This is a genomic window from Mycobacterium sp. GA-1199 (assembly GCF_001500045.1).
Taxonomy (GTDB): domain Bacteria; phylum Actinomycetota; class Actinomycetes; order Mycobacteriales; family Mycobacteriaceae; genus Mycobacterium.
On the sequence record NZ_LQIX01000034.1, the window covers coordinates 241943 to 256971 of the forward strand.

At 64.2% G+C, this 15029-nt stretch carries 14 protein-coding genes; 7 read left to right on the forward strand and 7 right to left on the reverse strand.

Annotated features, from left to right (window positions below):
- Positions 1-14 precede the first annotated feature (14 nt).
- The gene (locus AU198_RS19190; RefSeq protein ID WP_064350219.1) at positions 15-1133 is read right to left on the reverse strand and encodes an ABC transporter ATP-binding protein; all 1119 of its coding nucleotides are present in this window, start codon (positions 1131-1133) and stop codon (positions 15-17) included.
- A 365-nt stretch (positions 1134-1498) separates the two neighbouring features.
- Here AU198_RS19190 and AU198_RS19195 point away from each other — a divergent pair, with 365 nt between their 5' ends.
- Entirely contained in the window at positions 1499-1927 is a 429-nt protein-coding gene (locus AU198_RS19195) for a type II toxin-antitoxin system Rv0910 family toxin (RefSeq protein WP_064350137.1), read from the forward strand.
- A gap of 25 nt (positions 1928-1952) precedes the next feature.
- Here the strand turns inward: AU198_RS19195 and AU198_RS19200 are convergent, their stop codons facing one another.
- The 3 genes from AU198_RS19200 to AU198_RS19210 form a co-directional block, all read right to left on the reverse strand.
- Positions 1953-3425, reverse strand: coding sequence for an MFS transporter (locus AU198_RS19200; RefSeq protein ID WP_064350138.1), 1473 nt, complete (start codon positions 3423-3425; stop codon positions 1953-1955).
- A gap of 90 nt (positions 3426-3515) precedes the next feature.
- Positions 3516-4382, reverse strand: a complete 867-nt coding sequence (locus tag AU198_RS19205; RefSeq protein ID WP_064350139.1) for an alpha/beta fold hydrolase — start codon at positions 4380-4382, stop codon at positions 3516-3518.
- A gap of 62 nt (positions 4383-4444) precedes the next feature.
- The gene (locus AU198_RS19210) at positions 4445-4873 is read right to left on the reverse strand and encodes a MerR family transcriptional regulator (RefSeq protein WP_064350140.1); all 429 of its coding nucleotides are present in this window, start codon (positions 4871-4873) and stop codon (positions 4445-4447) included.
- 46 nt (positions 4874-4919) lie between these two features.
- Here AU198_RS19210 and AU198_RS19215 point away from each other — a divergent pair, with 46 nt between their 5' ends.
- From AU198_RS19215 to AU198_RS19225, 3 genes are all read left to right on the forward strand, one after another.
- A complete protein-coding gene (locus AU198_RS19215) occupies positions 4920-5534 on the forward strand; it encodes a class I SAM-dependent methyltransferase (RefSeq protein WP_064350220.1) in 615 nt (204 codons plus the stop codon).
- 138 nt (positions 5535-5672) lie between these two features.
- Positions 5673-6374, forward strand: a complete 702-nt coding sequence (locus AU198_RS19220; protein WP_064350141.1) for an SDR family NAD(P)-dependent oxidoreductase — start codon at positions 5673-5675, stop codon at positions 6372-6374.
- Between the two features lie 84 nt (positions 6375-6458).
- Positions 6459-7232, forward strand: coding sequence for a thioesterase family protein (locus AU198_RS19225; RefSeq protein ID WP_064350142.1), 774 nt, complete (start codon positions 6459-6461; stop codon positions 7230-7232).
- 9 nt (positions 7233-7241) lie between these two features.
- On the opposite strand, the gene AU198_RS19230 is transcribed toward AU198_RS19225, so the two are convergent.
- The gene (locus AU198_RS19230) at positions 7242-7643 is read right to left on the reverse strand and encodes a hypothetical protein (protein WP_064350143.1); all 402 of its coding nucleotides are present in this window, start codon (positions 7641-7643) and stop codon (positions 7242-7244) included.
- A 329-nt stretch (positions 7644-7972) separates the two neighbouring features.
- Between AU198_RS19230 and AU198_RS25900 the strand changes: the two genes are divergently transcribed.
- From AU198_RS25900 to AU198_RS19245, 3 genes are all read left to right on the forward strand, one after another.
- Positions 7973-9940 carry an SIMPL domain-containing protein gene (locus tag AU198_RS25900; protein ID WP_082691105.1) on the forward strand — a complete coding sequence of 656 codons (1968 nt, stop codon included), beginning with the start codon at positions 7973-7975 and terminating at the stop codon, positions 9938-9940.
- Positions 9941-10587: 647 nt separating this feature from the next.
- Positions 10588-12324: a macro domain-containing protein gene (locus AU198_RS26935; RefSeq protein WP_064350144.1), complete on the forward strand. Its 1737-nt coding sequence runs from the start codon at positions 10588-10590 to the stop codon at positions 12322-12324.
- A 276-nt stretch (positions 12325-12600) separates the two neighbouring features.
- Entirely contained in the window at positions 12601-13581 is a 981-nt protein-coding gene (locus AU198_RS19245; RefSeq protein ID WP_064350145.1) for a hypothetical protein, read from the forward strand.
- Positions 13582-13595: 14 nt separating this feature from the next.
- On the opposite strand, the gene AU198_RS19250 is transcribed toward AU198_RS19245, so the two are convergent.
- On the reverse strand, positions 13596-14528 hold the full coding sequence (locus AU198_RS19250) for a S1C family serine protease (RefSeq protein ID WP_231744716.1): 933 nt from the start codon (positions 14526-14528) through the stop codon (positions 13596-13598).
- Positions 14503-15018 carry a type III secretion system chaperone family protein gene (locus AU198_RS19255; RefSeq protein ID WP_064350147.1) on the reverse strand — a complete coding sequence of 172 codons (516 nt, stop codon included), beginning with the start codon at positions 15016-15018 and terminating at the stop codon, positions 14503-14505. Before AU198_RS19255 ends, AU198_RS19250 begins: the two co-directional genes overlap by 26 nt.
- Between the last annotated feature and the right edge of the window lie 11 nt (positions 15019-15029).

Here is a 15029-nt window from a genome sequence, read left to right on the forward strand (position 1 = left end):
CCAGGGGTGACGATTCAGGAATCGTCGAGCATCTCCTCGAGATCCTCGGCGGTCGGAATGTCGGCCGCGGGCAACACCAGTGACGCGTCCGGGCTCCAGCAGACGTGCACCTGGTCGCCGGGGCGCAGCATCGGCAGATCCTCCTCGGGACCGATGTGGGCGATCATCGCCGAGTCGTCCGGCGCAGCCAGCGACAGCCGCACCACCGGACCCTGGAAGGTCAGGTCGGTGACGGTCGCGCGCACACCGACGAGCTCACCGGTGGGCGCATCCATGCACACGCGGATCCGCTCGGGCCGCACCATCAACGTCGCGTGCCCTCCGGGTTCGATCGTGGTCTCGCCCGGCCGCGCTTTCAGCGTCGAGCCCAGCACCTCGATCTCGACGTAATCCCGGTTGGCCCTGCCGGTCTGGCGGCCGGCCCACAGGTTGGCCTGTCCGATGAAGCTGGCGACGAACACCGTGGCGGGCCGGTCGTATATCTCGGTCGGCGTACCGATCTGGTCGACGTTGCCGGCGTTCATGACGGCGATGCGGTCGCTCATCGTCAGCGCTTCCTCCTGGTCGTGGGTCACGTAGATGAAGGTGATCCCCACTTCGCGCTGGATGCGCTTGAGTTCGAACTGCATCACCTGGCGCAGCTTGAGGTCCAGGGCGCCGAGCGGTTCGTCGAGCAGCAGTGCGCTCGGGTAGTTCACCAATGCGCGCGCCAGCGCGACGCGCTGTTGCTGGCCGCCCGAGAGCTGGCCGGGGCGGCGATCGGCGAAATCCGTCAACCGGACGATCTCGAGGAGTTCGTCGACCCGCTTGCGGATCTCATTTTTGGCCAGCTTCTTGCTTCGGGGACCGTAGGCGATGTTGTCCCAGACAGACATGTGCGGGAACAGCGCATAGTGCTGAAACACCGTGTTGACGTTGCGTTTGTGGGGCGGGACTTTGGAGACGTCGACGCCTTCGAGGCGGATCGCGCCGGCGGTGGGGCTCTCGAACCCGGCGATCATGCGCAGGGTGGTCGTCTTGCCGCAGCCGGATGGTCCGAGCAACGAGAAGAATTCGCCCGAGGCGATGGAGACGTCGGCTTCGGCCACAGCGACGTAGTCGCCGAAGCGCTTGGTGACGTGGTCGATCTCGATGACCGGGGCGCCTGTCCGGCGGGTCGCCTCGTTATGTCCCGATGATTGGTCGACGGCGGTGGTGTGTGTGCCGGTCAGTGCGGGTCCTCCTCCGGACAGCCCCCCGAGCTGTGGGTAAACAATCGCGGATCGAGCGGTCGTTCGCAAGCGATTCCGCAGGGAATTTACATATTCACAATGGAATCCTTCGTCTGGCGTGACCACGGACACCAAATTCGCTGCCGTCGGGCAGTCGTCGACCTGGCGCGTGGACCGCAGCCGGCGCCGTCGCTGAACCGGTGTCTGGATCAGTTTCGCAGCCCGCCCCGCCATGATCGGGCGAAACGCCGTTTACCTGCCCCGCTTCGTGGGGTACGGCACTAGTCATGGCAGCAGTGGACGTTTCGGTGTCGTCGGACCTGAGCCCGCACAAGGCGTGGGAGCTGGCCTCGGACCTGAGCCGGTTCGACGAGTGGCTGACGATCTTCGGTGGGTGGCGCAGTGAGGTGCCCTCCGAGATCGAGGTCGGGACATGCGTGTCGTCGCTGATCAAGGTCAAGGGATTCCGCAACACCATCCACTGGCAGGTCACGCGCTACGACGAGCCCAAGGTCGTCGAGATGGTCGGCCGCGGCCGCCCGGGCATCCGAATCGGGTTGACGCTGTGCGTCCGCGCGGACAACCCGGGCTCGACGTTCCAGGTGGTCGCCGACCTTTCCGGCGGGCTGTTGAACACGCGCATCGGCAATTTGGTGGCCAAGGTGATCGAATCCGACGTGCGCAAGTCGGTCAGCAATCTGGCCGCGCTGCACTGACCAACGGCATCGCCGGCTGGCGGGGTCAGCCCCACTCGTGGTTCATGGCACGCGTTTCGTAGCGCGCCTCCACGGAATCCATCGGCCGTGACGACGGACGCGACACGGCGATCAGCACCAGCGCGAGCGTCGACGTGATCGCCCCGCCCAGAAATATCGCGACGAAGCTGTTCTCCATCGGCACGCCCGTTCCGGGCACCGAGCGGCTGAGCAGCATGGCGACCACCGCTGCCGCGATCGAACTGCCGATTGTGCGTGCTATCGCGTTCATGCCCGTTGCCACGCCGGTTTCGCCGGCGTCCACCTCGCTGACGACCAGCGCGGGCAGCGCGCCGTAGCCCAGGCTGATGTAGGCGTTGGCGAGGATGCTCGCGACGATGATCTGCCAGGTGTGCGAGTGCACCAACGCGACGAACAGGAATCCGGCGATGCCGGCGATCGCCGCCACGAGGAGCACCGGTCGAGCGCCGAAGCGGTCGATGAACCTTCCGCTGACCAACGCAACGATGAAGCCGGTGAACGCGCCGGGAAGCAGATAGACCACGCTGGCTTCCAGCACGGTCGCGCCGAAGCCGTAACCCGCTGCCTCGCGCGGGATTTGAACGAAGAGCGTCAACCCGAGGAACGCGAAGTACAGCCCCATGCCGACGAAGATCGTCGCGACGTTGGTGAGCAGGATCGGTCGCCGGGTGAGCATCGACGTCGATACCAGCGGTCGGCTGATGTGACGCTCCCACCACCACCAGCCGGCCAGCACCGCCACTGCACCCAGAACGCAGCCCAGGGTGGCAGGCGATGCCCAGCCCCACGTCTGGCCCTGGCTGATCGCCAACAGCAGCGCCGACAGTCCCACCGCCAAGCCAACCGCTCCCAGCCAGTCGATCGATCCGGCGACGTGGCGCGGCCGTCGTGGCACCACCAGGAGCACGATCGCGATCACGGCCACGGTGAACGCGGTCGTCAACCAGAACACCCGGTGATAGCCGGCGTCGCCGGTCATCAACAGTCCGACCACGACGAGTCCGGTTCCGCCGCCGAATCCCAGCGTCCCCGACAGCACCGCCATCGCCGACATCAGACGATCGGGGGGCAGCTCCTCGCGCAGGATCGCGATGCTGATCGGGTAGAGCGCGAACGAGGCGGCCTGAAGCACGCGGGCGACGATGAGCAGTTGCAGAGACGACGTCATGGCCGCCAGCAGTGATCCGGCCAGCACGACGACGAGCACGCCGAGCAGGACCCGGTGCTTGCTGTGGAGGTCGGCGAGCCGGCCCAGTAGCGGCGTGGCCGCGACGGCGGCCAGCAGGTTGGCGGTGACCGCCCAGCTCACGCCGACGATGGACGCGTCGAGTTGGTCGGCGATGATGCCGAGCACCGGGACGACGGCGGTCTGCAGCACCGCGACGGTGAGCACCACGATGGACAACCCGGCGACCAGTAGGCGAGGGGAGCGCTCTCGACCGATCGTGGGCGACTGCGCCGCGCCGGTCCCGACCACAACCGCTCCGATCCTTAGATGACCTTCCGTTTCGTCGATTATGTCTGCGCGTTCCTCGGGCACCCGTACCGGGCGGTGCAGGCGTCGCGGCTACGGTTCGCTGTGGACGACGGGTTGGGCCGTGGTGCTGATGAAATCGTCGAGCAGATCCACCACGTCGTTCGGCCGTTCGACGTGGGCGAAGTGCCCGACACCCTCGAGCACTTCCACCCGGCATTCGGGGCGCGCTTCGTGCGCCGCGTAGGCATGGGCGACGGGGATGATCCGGTCTTCGTCGCCCCAGATGGCCATGATCGGCAGCTCGTTGGCCACGTGCAGACGGTTCAATGCGCTCACCGCCTGGCCGCGGTAGTCGACGACCGAGCGCAGGGTGCGAAGGAACGCATGGCGCGTCTGGGCGTCCGCCAGCGAGGAATAGGCACTCCACATCTCCGCCCCGCGTGGCGACTGGATGCCGGCCGTGCGGAACCAACCGCGCAGCTTGTTGCCGACCGTGAGAACCGGTGGGGGTGCGATGGCGGGCAGGATGAACTCCGCTCCCGGCGCGGACAGCAGGCGAAGCGTCCAGCCGACGTCGGGGCCCAGGCCGCCGCTGCTGATCAGTACGAGGCGCTGGCAGTAGTCGGGGTGCTGGTAGACGAACTGCATGGCCACCCCGCCGCCGAGCGATTGGCCGACGATGGTGGCCTTCGAGACGCCGAGTTCGTCGAGCAGGTCGCGCAGCCACACCGCGAATGCGCCCAGCGAGTAGTCGCCGCGGGGTTTGTCCGATTGGCCGTGCCCCAACAGGTCGGGCGCGATCACGCGGTACCGCCGCGACAGCTGCGGGATCACCGCCCGCCACGTCTCCGAACTTCCGGCCATCCCGTGGATCAGCAGCAGGACTTCCGCGCCGCTGCCGACGTCTCGGTAGGCGACGCGATCGCCGTGCAACTCCAGATAGTCCATCTCGGTCATGAGCGTGGTCCCTTCCGGTAGGCATCTATACCCGGATCGGGACGCACATATCGCTCGGACGGTCAGGGATCGGCGTGTTCGGCGGCGAGTTGTTCGACCGATACGCCGTCCACCAGCCGGTCCAACGCATTGGTCATCGTCGGGCATTCGCGGGCGGGGTGCTCGGAGGGGCAGTGCAGCGCGTGCGTGAGGAACTGCTGGGCTCCGCGCGCCTGCGCGATCACGTCGTCGAGCTGGCTGATCTGCCGGCGCACGAGTTCGCGCCACTGCGGACTGGGCGCATCCAGGACGGCCGCAGCGGTGTCGAGCGGCAATCCCAACTTGTTGAAGATCTTCAACAGTGCCAGGCGGCGCAGTTCGTCGGCTCCGTACATGCGACGCCCAGCCTGCCGATTCGGGGGACGAACCAGGCCGCGTTCGTCGTAGTAGCGCAGCGTCGACGGCGCCATCTGCAACCGGGCGGCGGCCTCGCCGATGGGGATCGCGTCCATGCCGCCATTTGACTTCAAGCCGACTTGAAGCGGCAAGCTTGTGATCATGACCGCAGCCGAGAACCTGCCCGTCAACCATCACGCCGACCATCCCGGTTTCTCCGGCCCGATGGGTGCGCTGGTCGGGCTGGTGTTGATGCTCATGGGGCGGCCGAGCGCGCGTCTTGCAGCGGACCTCACTGAGGTGTCGGCCGCGGACACCGTGGTCGACATCGGGTGCGGTCCCGGTTCTGCGGTCCGCGAGGCCGTCCGCCGCGGTGCGGTCGCGACGGGGGTTGATCCGGCGCCGGTGATGCTCCGGCTCGCCCGCATGTTCACACCCGACGGTTCTGTCGCGTGGACGACGGGAACCGCCGAGAGCGTGCCGCTGTCCGACCGGTCGGCGACGGTGGTGTGGTCGCTGGCGACCGTGCACCACTGGCAGGACGTGGACGCAGGTCTGAACGAGGCATCGCGGCTGCTGGTCCCCGGTGGCCGCCTGCTCGCCGTCGAACGACAGACAAAACCGGGTGCGACGGGCCTGGCCAGCCACGGGTGGACGCGCCGGCAGGCCGAAGCGTTCGCGGAGCTGTGCCGTTCGGCGGGTTTCGTGGACGTGACGATCGGCGGGCACAAAGCGGGGCGGCGCGACGTGTGGGCCGTCAGGGCCGTTCGTCCCTGAGCGGCCGCGGCCGACCTCCGGCGCCGAGTGTGCGTCTGCTAGACCTGAAGACTGCACGCCAGCGCACGATGGGCCTGCGGACACCTCGCCAATCGACCTAACACGTTCTCTGACAGGGCATTACGGAAGGACTAGCGAATGAAGACAGCGGTCGTCACCGGCGGCGGCTCGGGGATCGGACGCGCGATCGTGGAAAGGCTGCGCGCCGACGGTCACCGCGTCGCCACGCTCGACCTGGCGCCGAGCGACGAGGAGCTTGCCTTCACCGCGGACGTCACCGATCGCGGTCAGGTCGACGCCGCGCTGTCAGCCGTCCGTAGCCAGCTGGGACCGGTGGCGATTCTGGTCAATGCCGCGGGCCTGGACGGGTTCTCGCGGTTCGCCGACATCACGTTCGAGCAATGGCAGCGCGTGGTCGATGTCAACCTCAACGGCGTCTTTCACTGCGTGCAGGCGGTATTGCCGGACATGGTGGACGCCGGCTGGGGCCGGATCGTCAACATCTCGTCGTCGAGCACGCATTCCGGTGCGCCGTACATGGCGCATTACGTGGCGGCGAAATCCGCGGTGAACGGGTTGACGAAGACGCTGGCCCTCGAATACGGACCGGCGGGCATCACGGTCAACGCGGTGCCACCGGGTTTCATCGACACGCCGATGCTGCGGGCGGCGGAGGCGCGGGGTCACCTCGGAGACATCCAGGCCACCATCGACGCGACCCCGGTGCGCCGCATGGGCAAGCCCGAGGACATCGCGGCCACGTGCGCGTTTCTCGTCTCCGAGGAGGCCGGCTACATCACCGGACAGATCATCGGCGTCAACGGTGGCCGCAACACCTAGCTGAGGCGCGTCCGAAGCCTTGTGCGAGGATCCGCAGATGAGCACTGACCCGCGTATTTCACGCCGACGGCAGACGGCGCGTTCATGCCGTCGATCTTCGCCCAGAGCCACTGGGGCGCCGATCACCTCAATGGCCCGGCCATCGTCGGGTTGGCCGCGCAGGCGCTCGAGAAGGATTGCGGTTCTCCGGAGTTCATGCCGACGCGAATTACCGTCGACCTGTTTCGGGCGGGGCGCAACCTACCGACGACCGTCGAGGTCCGGGTGATTCGTGACGGCCGCCGGGTGCGGAACGCGGAATGCGAAGTGGTGCAGGGCGGTCGGCCGGTCGCACGTGCCACGCTGGTGCAATACCGACGATCGGTCGCGCCGCCCGGAGAGGAGTGGACCGCGCCGGTCGATGCGCCGCAGTTGCCGACTCCGGATGGGGAACTCGTACCGTTCATCGGTAGCGATGAGGGCGGTTGGACGCGATCGCCGGAGGCTCATCAGAACACTTCCCGAAAGCAGTTCTTCTATACGAGCCCGAACATCGTTGCTGGAGAACCGGTCTCGCCATTCGTCAGGGCGGTCAACGTAGCAGAGTCGACGAGCTTGGTGACCAACCTGGGCACCGAGGGAATCGGCTATATCAACGGTGACCTCACAGTAGCGTTGTCGCGCTTGCCGCTCGACAAGTGGATTATGGTCCAGGGTGATTCGCATTGGGTCGCCGAGGGGATCTCTGTCGGCACGGCGACGCTGTTCGACCAGCAGGGTCCATTCGGGTCCGGCATGGTGACCGCGGTGGCGAACCCGGCCGCGCAGATCGACTTCCGGGGGCGGCCGTTCCCGCGGGGTGAAATCAACTACGAGTGAGCGGCTTTGTCAGGGCTTCTTGCGGGTGCGTCCGCCGGAGGGCTTCTTGTCTGACGGCTGGGTCGAGGTCCGAGACGCGAACCGGCCCACTGTCGCAACGCCGGGGATTCGGCCTACGGCGTTGTAGACATCGTTGCCGGTGGCAATCAGCGCCTCGAGTTGCGGCAGGATGGCATCCATCGTCCGGATCATCGGATCGGCCAGTGCGAGATAACGTTCGGCGCGGTCGATCGCCGCGTTGAGGCGTTCGGTCGCAGCGGCCAAATTCTCGATGAGATCGGGCACTTGGGCCATCATCTTCACCGAAGCCGGCGGGATGCGCATCGCTTCGGTGGCGGCCGCCTGGGCGGTTTCGGCAGCCGCCTGTGCCGCTTCTCTGATTTCTTTCGGGGTGGGAACCTTGGGGCTCATGTGACTACGATCCCGCACGGTGCCGGTGTTGTCCGGTCTTTGCCAAGAGAGATTCGCCCGATGGACAGGATAGATTCGACGTGTGGCGAACTTGTCGCCGCCAAGCGGATAACTGGATCGCGCCACCCGAAAGCAGAAAGCGCCTGTCCTTCCCATTCAGCGTCCGCGTCGGCAACGTCGGTGACAGGTTTGTGGTCTGCTGCGCATTGACCCTGTACATTCTCGGCGATCTTGACTTCTGTTGCGCTTCTGCGCGTCTCGTCGCTAGCAAACGTCTGGTCTGCCCCAGTTCACGGGGCTATGTCAGTGGTCGTCGTTATGCTGACCGCATGGCTACGGAATTTACAGTCCGGGGATCCTTTGGGAAGTCGCAGCCACCTGAGCGCGCCACCGTCCACGCTTCCATCAGCTACGAGGGCCCGTCGATGGAGCCGGTGTACACGCGGGTGGCACGCGACTTGGACGTTGTGCAGAAGTCCGTGACAGAGCTCAAAGACAAAAATGACGCGCCAATCACCTGGTGGTCTGCTGCGCAATTGAGTACGTGGTCGTCTCGGCCTTGGAATCAAGAGGGTAAACAGCTGCCGCTCGTCCATCACGCTGGCGTCAGCATCGAAGTGAAATTTCGCGACTTCAGCGCGTTGTCGTCCTGGGTCGGCGAGCAGATCATCAACGTCGAAGGCTTCCGAGTCACGAGCATCAGATGGGCATTGACGGCCAAACGACGCGATGAACTGATCCGAGAGGCCCGCGAACGAGCCGTCCACGACGCCGTCGAGCGCGCCCAGCAGTACGCCGACGCTGTTGGCCTCGGCAGGGTCAGACCTGTTGCGATCGCTGACTCCGGCATGCTGCAAGCGAACCTGTGGCCCGACGGGGCTCACGGCGAGGCGCTGACAGCGATGCGAGCGGAGTCGGGACCGGTCGGAGGTGGGTCTCGCGTCGGTCTTGTGCCGCAGGATATTGAGATCGCTGCCTCGGTTGACGCCCGGTTCGTCGTTGAACGCTCAGACGTCAGCGCCTTTAACCACAGCTCTGGCGCCGAAGAATCGCGCGAACTGGAGCGGAAGAGCGCGCACGATCACGAAAGTGACGTGGGTGTGGGGGAGTTTCGCGACGACGATCCCGGCTATCTAGCTTGGCTCAACTTGCACCGCGATGGGTACGTGCTCAATATCGCGCGAAGCTACAGCACAAGCGGAGCGCGTGTGCATCGTGCCGATTGCTGGACGATCAGCGGTGAGCACTCGCACGGAAACACTCTGACTGGACCGTATGTGAAGCTTTGCGCGCAGCAGCTGTCCGAACTCGACCAGTGGGCGACCAACGAAGTTGGCGCTCCGGTAGCGCGGTGCGGAACCTGTCACCCGGAAAATGCTGCTGTACAGTATGATTCAGGTCCGCGAGCGACCGCAGCCCTTGTATCGGAGGCTCGCCACGACATTCGTGGGCCGGCGGCGGACGATGGTGTAGTCGAGGCCTGGGCCGACGATTACATCCGTTTTGAACGCCTGCCTGACTGGCAACGCCAGCTGCGGAACGAGATCCGAAGTCGTTGCAGACAACTCGAACCGTCGGCGGAGCAGGTGTTGCACGCGACGTTCTTCGGGGCCAAACATCCCAAAGCCGACGTCGAGAATGTCTTGCTCTACTACATTGACTCGTTCAAAGTCGCGGGGAGTCAGGGGATCCGTTTCGAGCACGGCTCTGGAGTGCTCCCGGGGCCTAATGCTGACGAGTTTGCGTTCGGCTACCGTTACGCACTCGCGCCGCGCTCAGGCACTTTCACTCATTGGCGGCAAGGGCGGACGTTGGCCGCGTTCGACTGGACCAACCTGGAGTCGTTCAAGAGTGACAATCAGTTGGCGCCCGTGTGGCTGGCGTTGCGCCGTGGCGAAACGAAGGTCTACGAGCGGGCTGCATCCGACGCGCCGTTCGCCGTCCGAGTCGAGATTCGACCGCCGTATAGACGGCAGCCTGTCTGGGGCGGGCTGCTTAAGGGGGTCTTTGATGGGGTCACCTGTGCATATCAGGCCCACACTGACACGGCGGTCCTCTCAGAAGCCGCCGCACGGCTCGCGGCACTTCTTCCGGCGGATTCCTTAGAAATAGAGGAGCACCTGCTTGATCAACGGCGTGCCGTACTCGGCGTTGTCCACCGGCTCGTCTCCCCATACCGTGGGGGAGTCAAGTGGGACCCTTCTGACCACCTATGCGTGGCTGGAGATCTGCTCGCAGCGGAACCGGTCGATGACCGGTGGGCGATCCGCGGTGAGATCTTCGAGGTCTTTCGGTGACAAAGCCCGAGCGCCCACTACCTACGCCTGCGCGCCTATCACTTCAATACCTACCGGCGACGTGAGGCATGCTGCGCGAAGACATGACTGAGCGGGAGGTCCGGGACGCTTGATTCTCGATGGATCGGAGTCGGCATGACGACGAGATATGCACCGTGGGGGGAACGGATAGTGACCGAGTGTCGCAAGTGCGCGGCGGGGATATGCAGCCACGGGGAGCAGTGTCCGATGATGATTCGGTGGTACGACGATCCGTGGGACGGCACATTCTGGCGACGCTGCGAGTGCACAGCGTGGAGACACGCGAGGGTGTATCCAGTGACGGTTAGGCGTGTCGCAAGACGCTGACAAGTGACGTCTGTGTGCGACTGATGCCCGCCTGGGAGGGCATCCACGTCGGGGGACACGCCAAGGTGTGAACTGCCACAGTGACGTAATGCGAAGTCGCAGTGGATAATTCGTGTTTGACTTTATCGGTCACTGCCGCTGTCAGGACAGTGACGCCTTGCTTTGGGTGTCGACAGCGTGTGGTGACACGTTCTGCAGCAGTCAAGGGTGTCGAATACGTCGCCACTAATTGGCCCCGGCGGGGGGCAGAGTTCGCCTCGACTCAACACGAGTCGGTGCGCGGTTGCATACTGGGCCGCGTGCTGACAATCACCGCCATTCGTGGCGACATCACCGAGCAGAAGGTTGACGCGATAGTCAATCCCGCGAACACTGCTATGCGCGGAGGTGGCGGCGCGGACGGTGCGATTCATCGCGCGGGGGGTCCCGCGATCCTGCGCGACTGCGTCGAGAGGTTCCCCGACGGACTGGCCACGGGTGACGCCGGTTGGACGACAGCAGGAGACTTGCCTGCCCGGTGGGTCATTCACACCGTCGGTCCGAACTACAACATTGGCCAGAGAGACCGGTCGCTTCTGGAATCCTGCTACCGCCGTGTCTTGGAAGTTGCTGACGAGCTTGGCGCCCGAATCGTTGCGTTTCCACTCATCAGCGCAGGCAGCTTCGGCTGGCCCCGTCAAGATGCCATCGCAGCCGCAATAGACACCATCGCCGCGTCCGACACGCAGGTCGATGAGGCGCGGCTCGTAGCTTTCGACTCGAAGGCGCACGAGGAAATACGTTCGGCGCTCGCTATCTGGACTCCGATCCGCATCTTGCAAGGGGTTCAAGTCCTGCATCAGCGCGGTTATCACCGGATTCGCGTTTGGCCGGGCGTTAGTCCCTCAGGGATGTACTGGCGTGTTGCCATCAACACAGTCGGCCACTTGACTGACGAGGGCTATCCGGAAGTTGGCGACTACGACACCGCAGTTCTGTATCCAACCGGCAATCTCACCGAACTCGCCGGCAATGAGGTAACCGTGACGACCAGACCTGAGATGGTTGCCGACCTCATCCTGGAAGAATTGCCCGAGGCAACTCCAACTGGCGACGACCCTGCGTACGTTTCCTGGTTCGCCGAACTCATGCGACTCGTCGAGCAATTTCGGTTGCCGCCCATCGCTTACGCCGAATACTTCGACGCCAGCGAGGGCTGGGAGATCGGTTGGGGTAGCGGCAACCGGCATCCTCGCCCTCCCAAGCCGCCCATCGTCACCCCAAAGAGATCCGCTCCGATGCGCCCAATGCGATCGAACTTGTTCACCAGCGACGCTGGGGAAGTCCTGTACCGACTCGCGGCGATTCTACAGGAGGCGACAGGAGTTTCCCCGAAAGCGAGCGCGGTAGAAGGAACGCTTATCCCACGCGGAGACCCGCTGTTGCCCAGCGTCACAATCAAATTCGACACCAACCACGTCCGCGGGGCCGACCGCGCAGCTCTTTTCTTTGACGACGAGTACGTTCATTTGGGTGTCTGGCCAGCGGAACTCCAGCCCCAATACGCCTATATGTATTCCGATCCGGCGAGAGTTGACGCCCTCCTCGAACTGAACACCCACGGCGGTTTCACCGTCGAGCCCAACTTCCAGCTTGCACATCGGTTTGCCCAACCGCTTCAACGCTGGTTTCCAACCAGGCTGCTGTCTGCAGACGATTACCTGCATCAGTGGATTGACGATTTCCGTGACGGGCGCGCTGGCGGTCGAACCCGCGATCAGGTAGCCGATCCGCGCTTCTTCCAGTGGCTGGTGGGTCGTCGCTATGCCCTTTCGGCCGAAGAGGAAAGCCTTCACGAGTGGCTGGAGAGCAAAGGAGCCGGCATTCAGGTCCACGTACGCCCGGGCATCCAAATTCTCAGAACCTGGCCGTACAGAGAAGCGCTTGCGATCGAGGGTCAGAACGAGTTTGTTGCGCAGGTGCGGGAAGCGACTGATCGGATACTGACGGCGCTCGGCCAGACGCGGCTAGGTTTCACGAACGGAACGATGAGCTGAGAAGTTAGAAGAGCAGGGCACTCGACTCCATCCAGCGCAGCCGATCTGGATCCCTTGAAAGTCAAACTTCAGTATGCAATACGGCAGAATCCAGCTACTAGCATCCGCGATGCTGTGAGAAGCCGTTCGAGCGCGCCTGCACATCGTCCGATACCTCGGCGGCTGTCGAGAGGCGTCGCGTCGCGGAGGTGCCGGAGCGTTCCCAGCCTGTGGCGCGACGCCTAGTTGTCAGTGCCTGGTGCTATCCATATTCAGTACGCCGAGATGGAGGTAGCAATGACGCACAGCGCGCCGGTAAAGATCGTCAACGACCAGTTGGTTCTGGGCCCGGTGACGGTGAATTTTCAGCGGACGCTGCGGATCCCCGAGACGGGGTTGCACCCGCTGCCGCCGGGTCTGGGCCGGTTCCCGTTGCGGAGAGTTGCAGACTACCCCGACACCGCGCCGGCCGAGTGGCTGTCTCGTGGCGGTGTCATGCTGCCGATCTACCAGCGCGAGGCAATGTGGCTGTCGTTCGATGCGTCCGAACCCACTGCACTGCAGGTCGGTGTCGGCAAGGTGTGCGCGGTCAGCGGCTTGCCATGGATCGAGCACCTCATCAAGGACCCGCAGAACTACGTTGCGCTGCCTCGGCAGCCGTGGCTGGACGGGATCAACGCGGGGGACGGGTTCATCCGCCAGTTCGTTGCCGTGCCGCTCGGCTCTGGCGCCACAGTCGAAGGGCAGGTCACCGGAGAAGAGACCCATGGTGGGGTTCAGTTGCGCGCTGTCGGTCTGACCGAACAGGCGCTTGCGGCGTGGCACGCCGAGCAGGCCCTGCACGCAGAACGCTGCGCGGACGTGTTCGCGGACGGGGCCCCGTTGCCAGCGCCATCGGCGAGCATGGGGCTGGGTGCTGGCGGTCGGATGCGCCAGGAGGTGTACGCAGATGGCCGCCCGCTCACCGACTATGAGGAGGCTAGCGCCCGCCGCGTTTTCGTGCACTTGTGCTCGGCCGCCCAGTGGACTGCCATAACCGGAGAGGTGCCGCCCCCGACGCCGGTCGACCGGGACGTTTACGTGGACGAAGGGCTGCCATGGTTCGACTACTATGACGCCGACGCCCATGACCTCGCGGCCTCCGAGATCATGACCAACGTCGAGAGTGTCGGCAAAAAGCTTGGTGCCGAAGAGAAGCCGTTTACTCCCGTCGACCCGAAGACGGTGATCACACTCGGCGGCACCAGCCCCGAGGTGGTCGCTGACGGGCAGTGGTAGCTGGTTCGGACTGGTCAGCCGAAAGTTCGCACGCTGCGGGGCCGGCATTCGATCGACACTTCATGATCATCGCGCAGCACCACAACGGTGATCTTTCGGTTGGCGACATCTCGGCGCAATGCGCGCAGTAGGTCGTTCTGCGAGCGGATGTCGCGATCGCCGACAGCGACTATGGCATCGCCGGGTTCGAAGGGGCCTGCTGAATTGTCGCGAACAGAGGTCACCACGAGAGCATGCCCACCGGGTGCTCGCTCGACGGCGCGACGTGCGACGCTGACGCCGAGTGAAGCGCGCTCAACGGCACCGTAGGTGATGAGTTCATGGACAACCTCAGCGACCGTGTCGGCTGGCACCGCGAAGCCAATGCCCTCGGCCTCTCGAATACCGGCGGTATTCACGCCGATAACAAGACCGTCGACATTCACCAGCGGGCCGCCCGAGTTTCCCGGGTTGATCGCCGCATCGGTCTGGATGACATCAAAGATCGCCTGCTTGTCGCCGGTGCGAAGGCTTCGCTTCAAACCACTCACGATGCCGATGCTGATGCTTTCTGGGAACTCGCCCAGTGGGCTGCCGAATGCGAAGCACAGCTCGCCAAGTCGAGCACCTTTGGGTGAAATCGACAGCGGCTCAGCGGATTGCGGGTCCACCCGAAGGACGGCCAGATCGGTCAAAGGATCCCGGCCGACAACGCGCGCCTCGGTTTGCTGTGCGCCGGGAACCTGAACGTAGATGGGATCGTCCAGGTTTTCGACCACATGATTGTTTGTGACGAGGTGTTCGACGTCGTAGACGAACGCGGACCCAGTACCTTCTTCGAAATCGTGGGTTTGTCCCTTGACGATGGCGGTCGAGCGCACAACCCGCTGGCAGAGGTCGGTGATCTCGTCGCTGAACTGCCGAAGCAACCGCGCCGATGTGTTAGACATCGAACTCGTCGCCTTCATCGTCGAGCATCGTCTTGCCGCCGAATCGCTTCTGCAGCAGTGTGTCGTAGTGGTCAGCGTGGTCTGCAATGACGTCGATGGTAGCCATCAGTTGGTCAGATGAGAGGCCGCCATCAAAGATGAATAGTTCAGCGGACATCACGATCTGATTGTCCTCGGGGATGACAACGGTCTTTACGATGCGCGTCCTTTGATTGATCGAGTTGACTGCTCGATACACCTCTGGCCGCATTGCAAAATCCTCTAGCAGCGGGGAGAAGATCTGGATGTGTGGGAAATCATCGTCGGCAACCCGCACGAAAACAACTGCGCTGCCGACTACGATAGGTATATCGCCGTCGTCGTCGCGTTCGATGTTGTCGATCTCAAGTTCGCGTTTGAGCGTGTCCTCCAACCAATCGTTGAGCTCAAGCGCCTGACTTTGGCCGCTTGATCCAAATATCTTGCCGATGAGCGAGTTGGGCTGAGATCTTGGAGCGAACCGCGACATTTCAGCACTTC

Bases quoted from the DNA above. Each gene is read 5' to 3' on its own strand.
- AU198_RS19195 (WP_064350137.1), top strand. From the start codon at position 1,499: ATGGCAGCAGTGGACGTTTCGGTGTCGTCGGACCTGAGCCCGCACAAG.
- AU198_RS19205 (WP_064350139.1), bottom strand. From the start codon at position 4,382: ATGACCGAGATGGACTATCTGGAGTTGCACGGCGATCGCGTCGCCTAC.
- AU198_RS19210 (WP_064350140.1), bottom strand. From the start codon at position 4,873: ATGGACGCGATCCCCATCGGCGAGGCCGCCGCCCGGTTGCAGATGGCG.
- AU198_RS19215 (WP_064350220.1), top strand. From the start codon at position 4,920: ATGACCGCAGCCGAGAACCTGCCCGTCAACCATCACGCCGACCATCCC.
- AU198_RS19220 (WP_064350141.1), top strand. From the start codon at position 5,673: ATGAAGACAGCGGTCGTCACCGGCGGCGGCTCGGGGATCGGACGCGCG.
- AU198_RS19225 (WP_064350142.1), top strand. From the start codon at position 6,459: ATGCCGTCGATCTTCGCCCAGAGCCACTGGGGCGCCGATCACCTCAAT.
- AU198_RS19230 (WP_064350143.1), bottom strand. From the start codon at position 7,643: ATGAGCCCCAAGGTTCCCACCCCGAAAGAAATCAGAGAAGCGGCACAG.
- AU198_RS25900 (WP_082691105.1), top strand. From the start codon at position 7,973: ATGGCTACGGAATTTACAGTCCGGGGATCCTTTGGGAAGTCGCAGCCA.
- AU198_RS19245 (WP_064350145.1), top strand. From the start codon at position 12,601: ATGACGCACAGCGCGCCGGTAAAGATCGTCAACGACCAGTTGGTTCTG.
- AU198_RS19250 (WP_231744716.1), bottom strand. From the start codon at position 14,528: ATGAAGGCGACGAGTTCGATGTCTAACACATCGGCGCGGTTGCTTCGG.
- AU198_RS19255 (WP_064350147.1), bottom strand. From the start codon at position 15,018: ATGTCGCGGTTCGCTCCAAGATCTCAGCCCAACTCGCTCATCGGCAAG.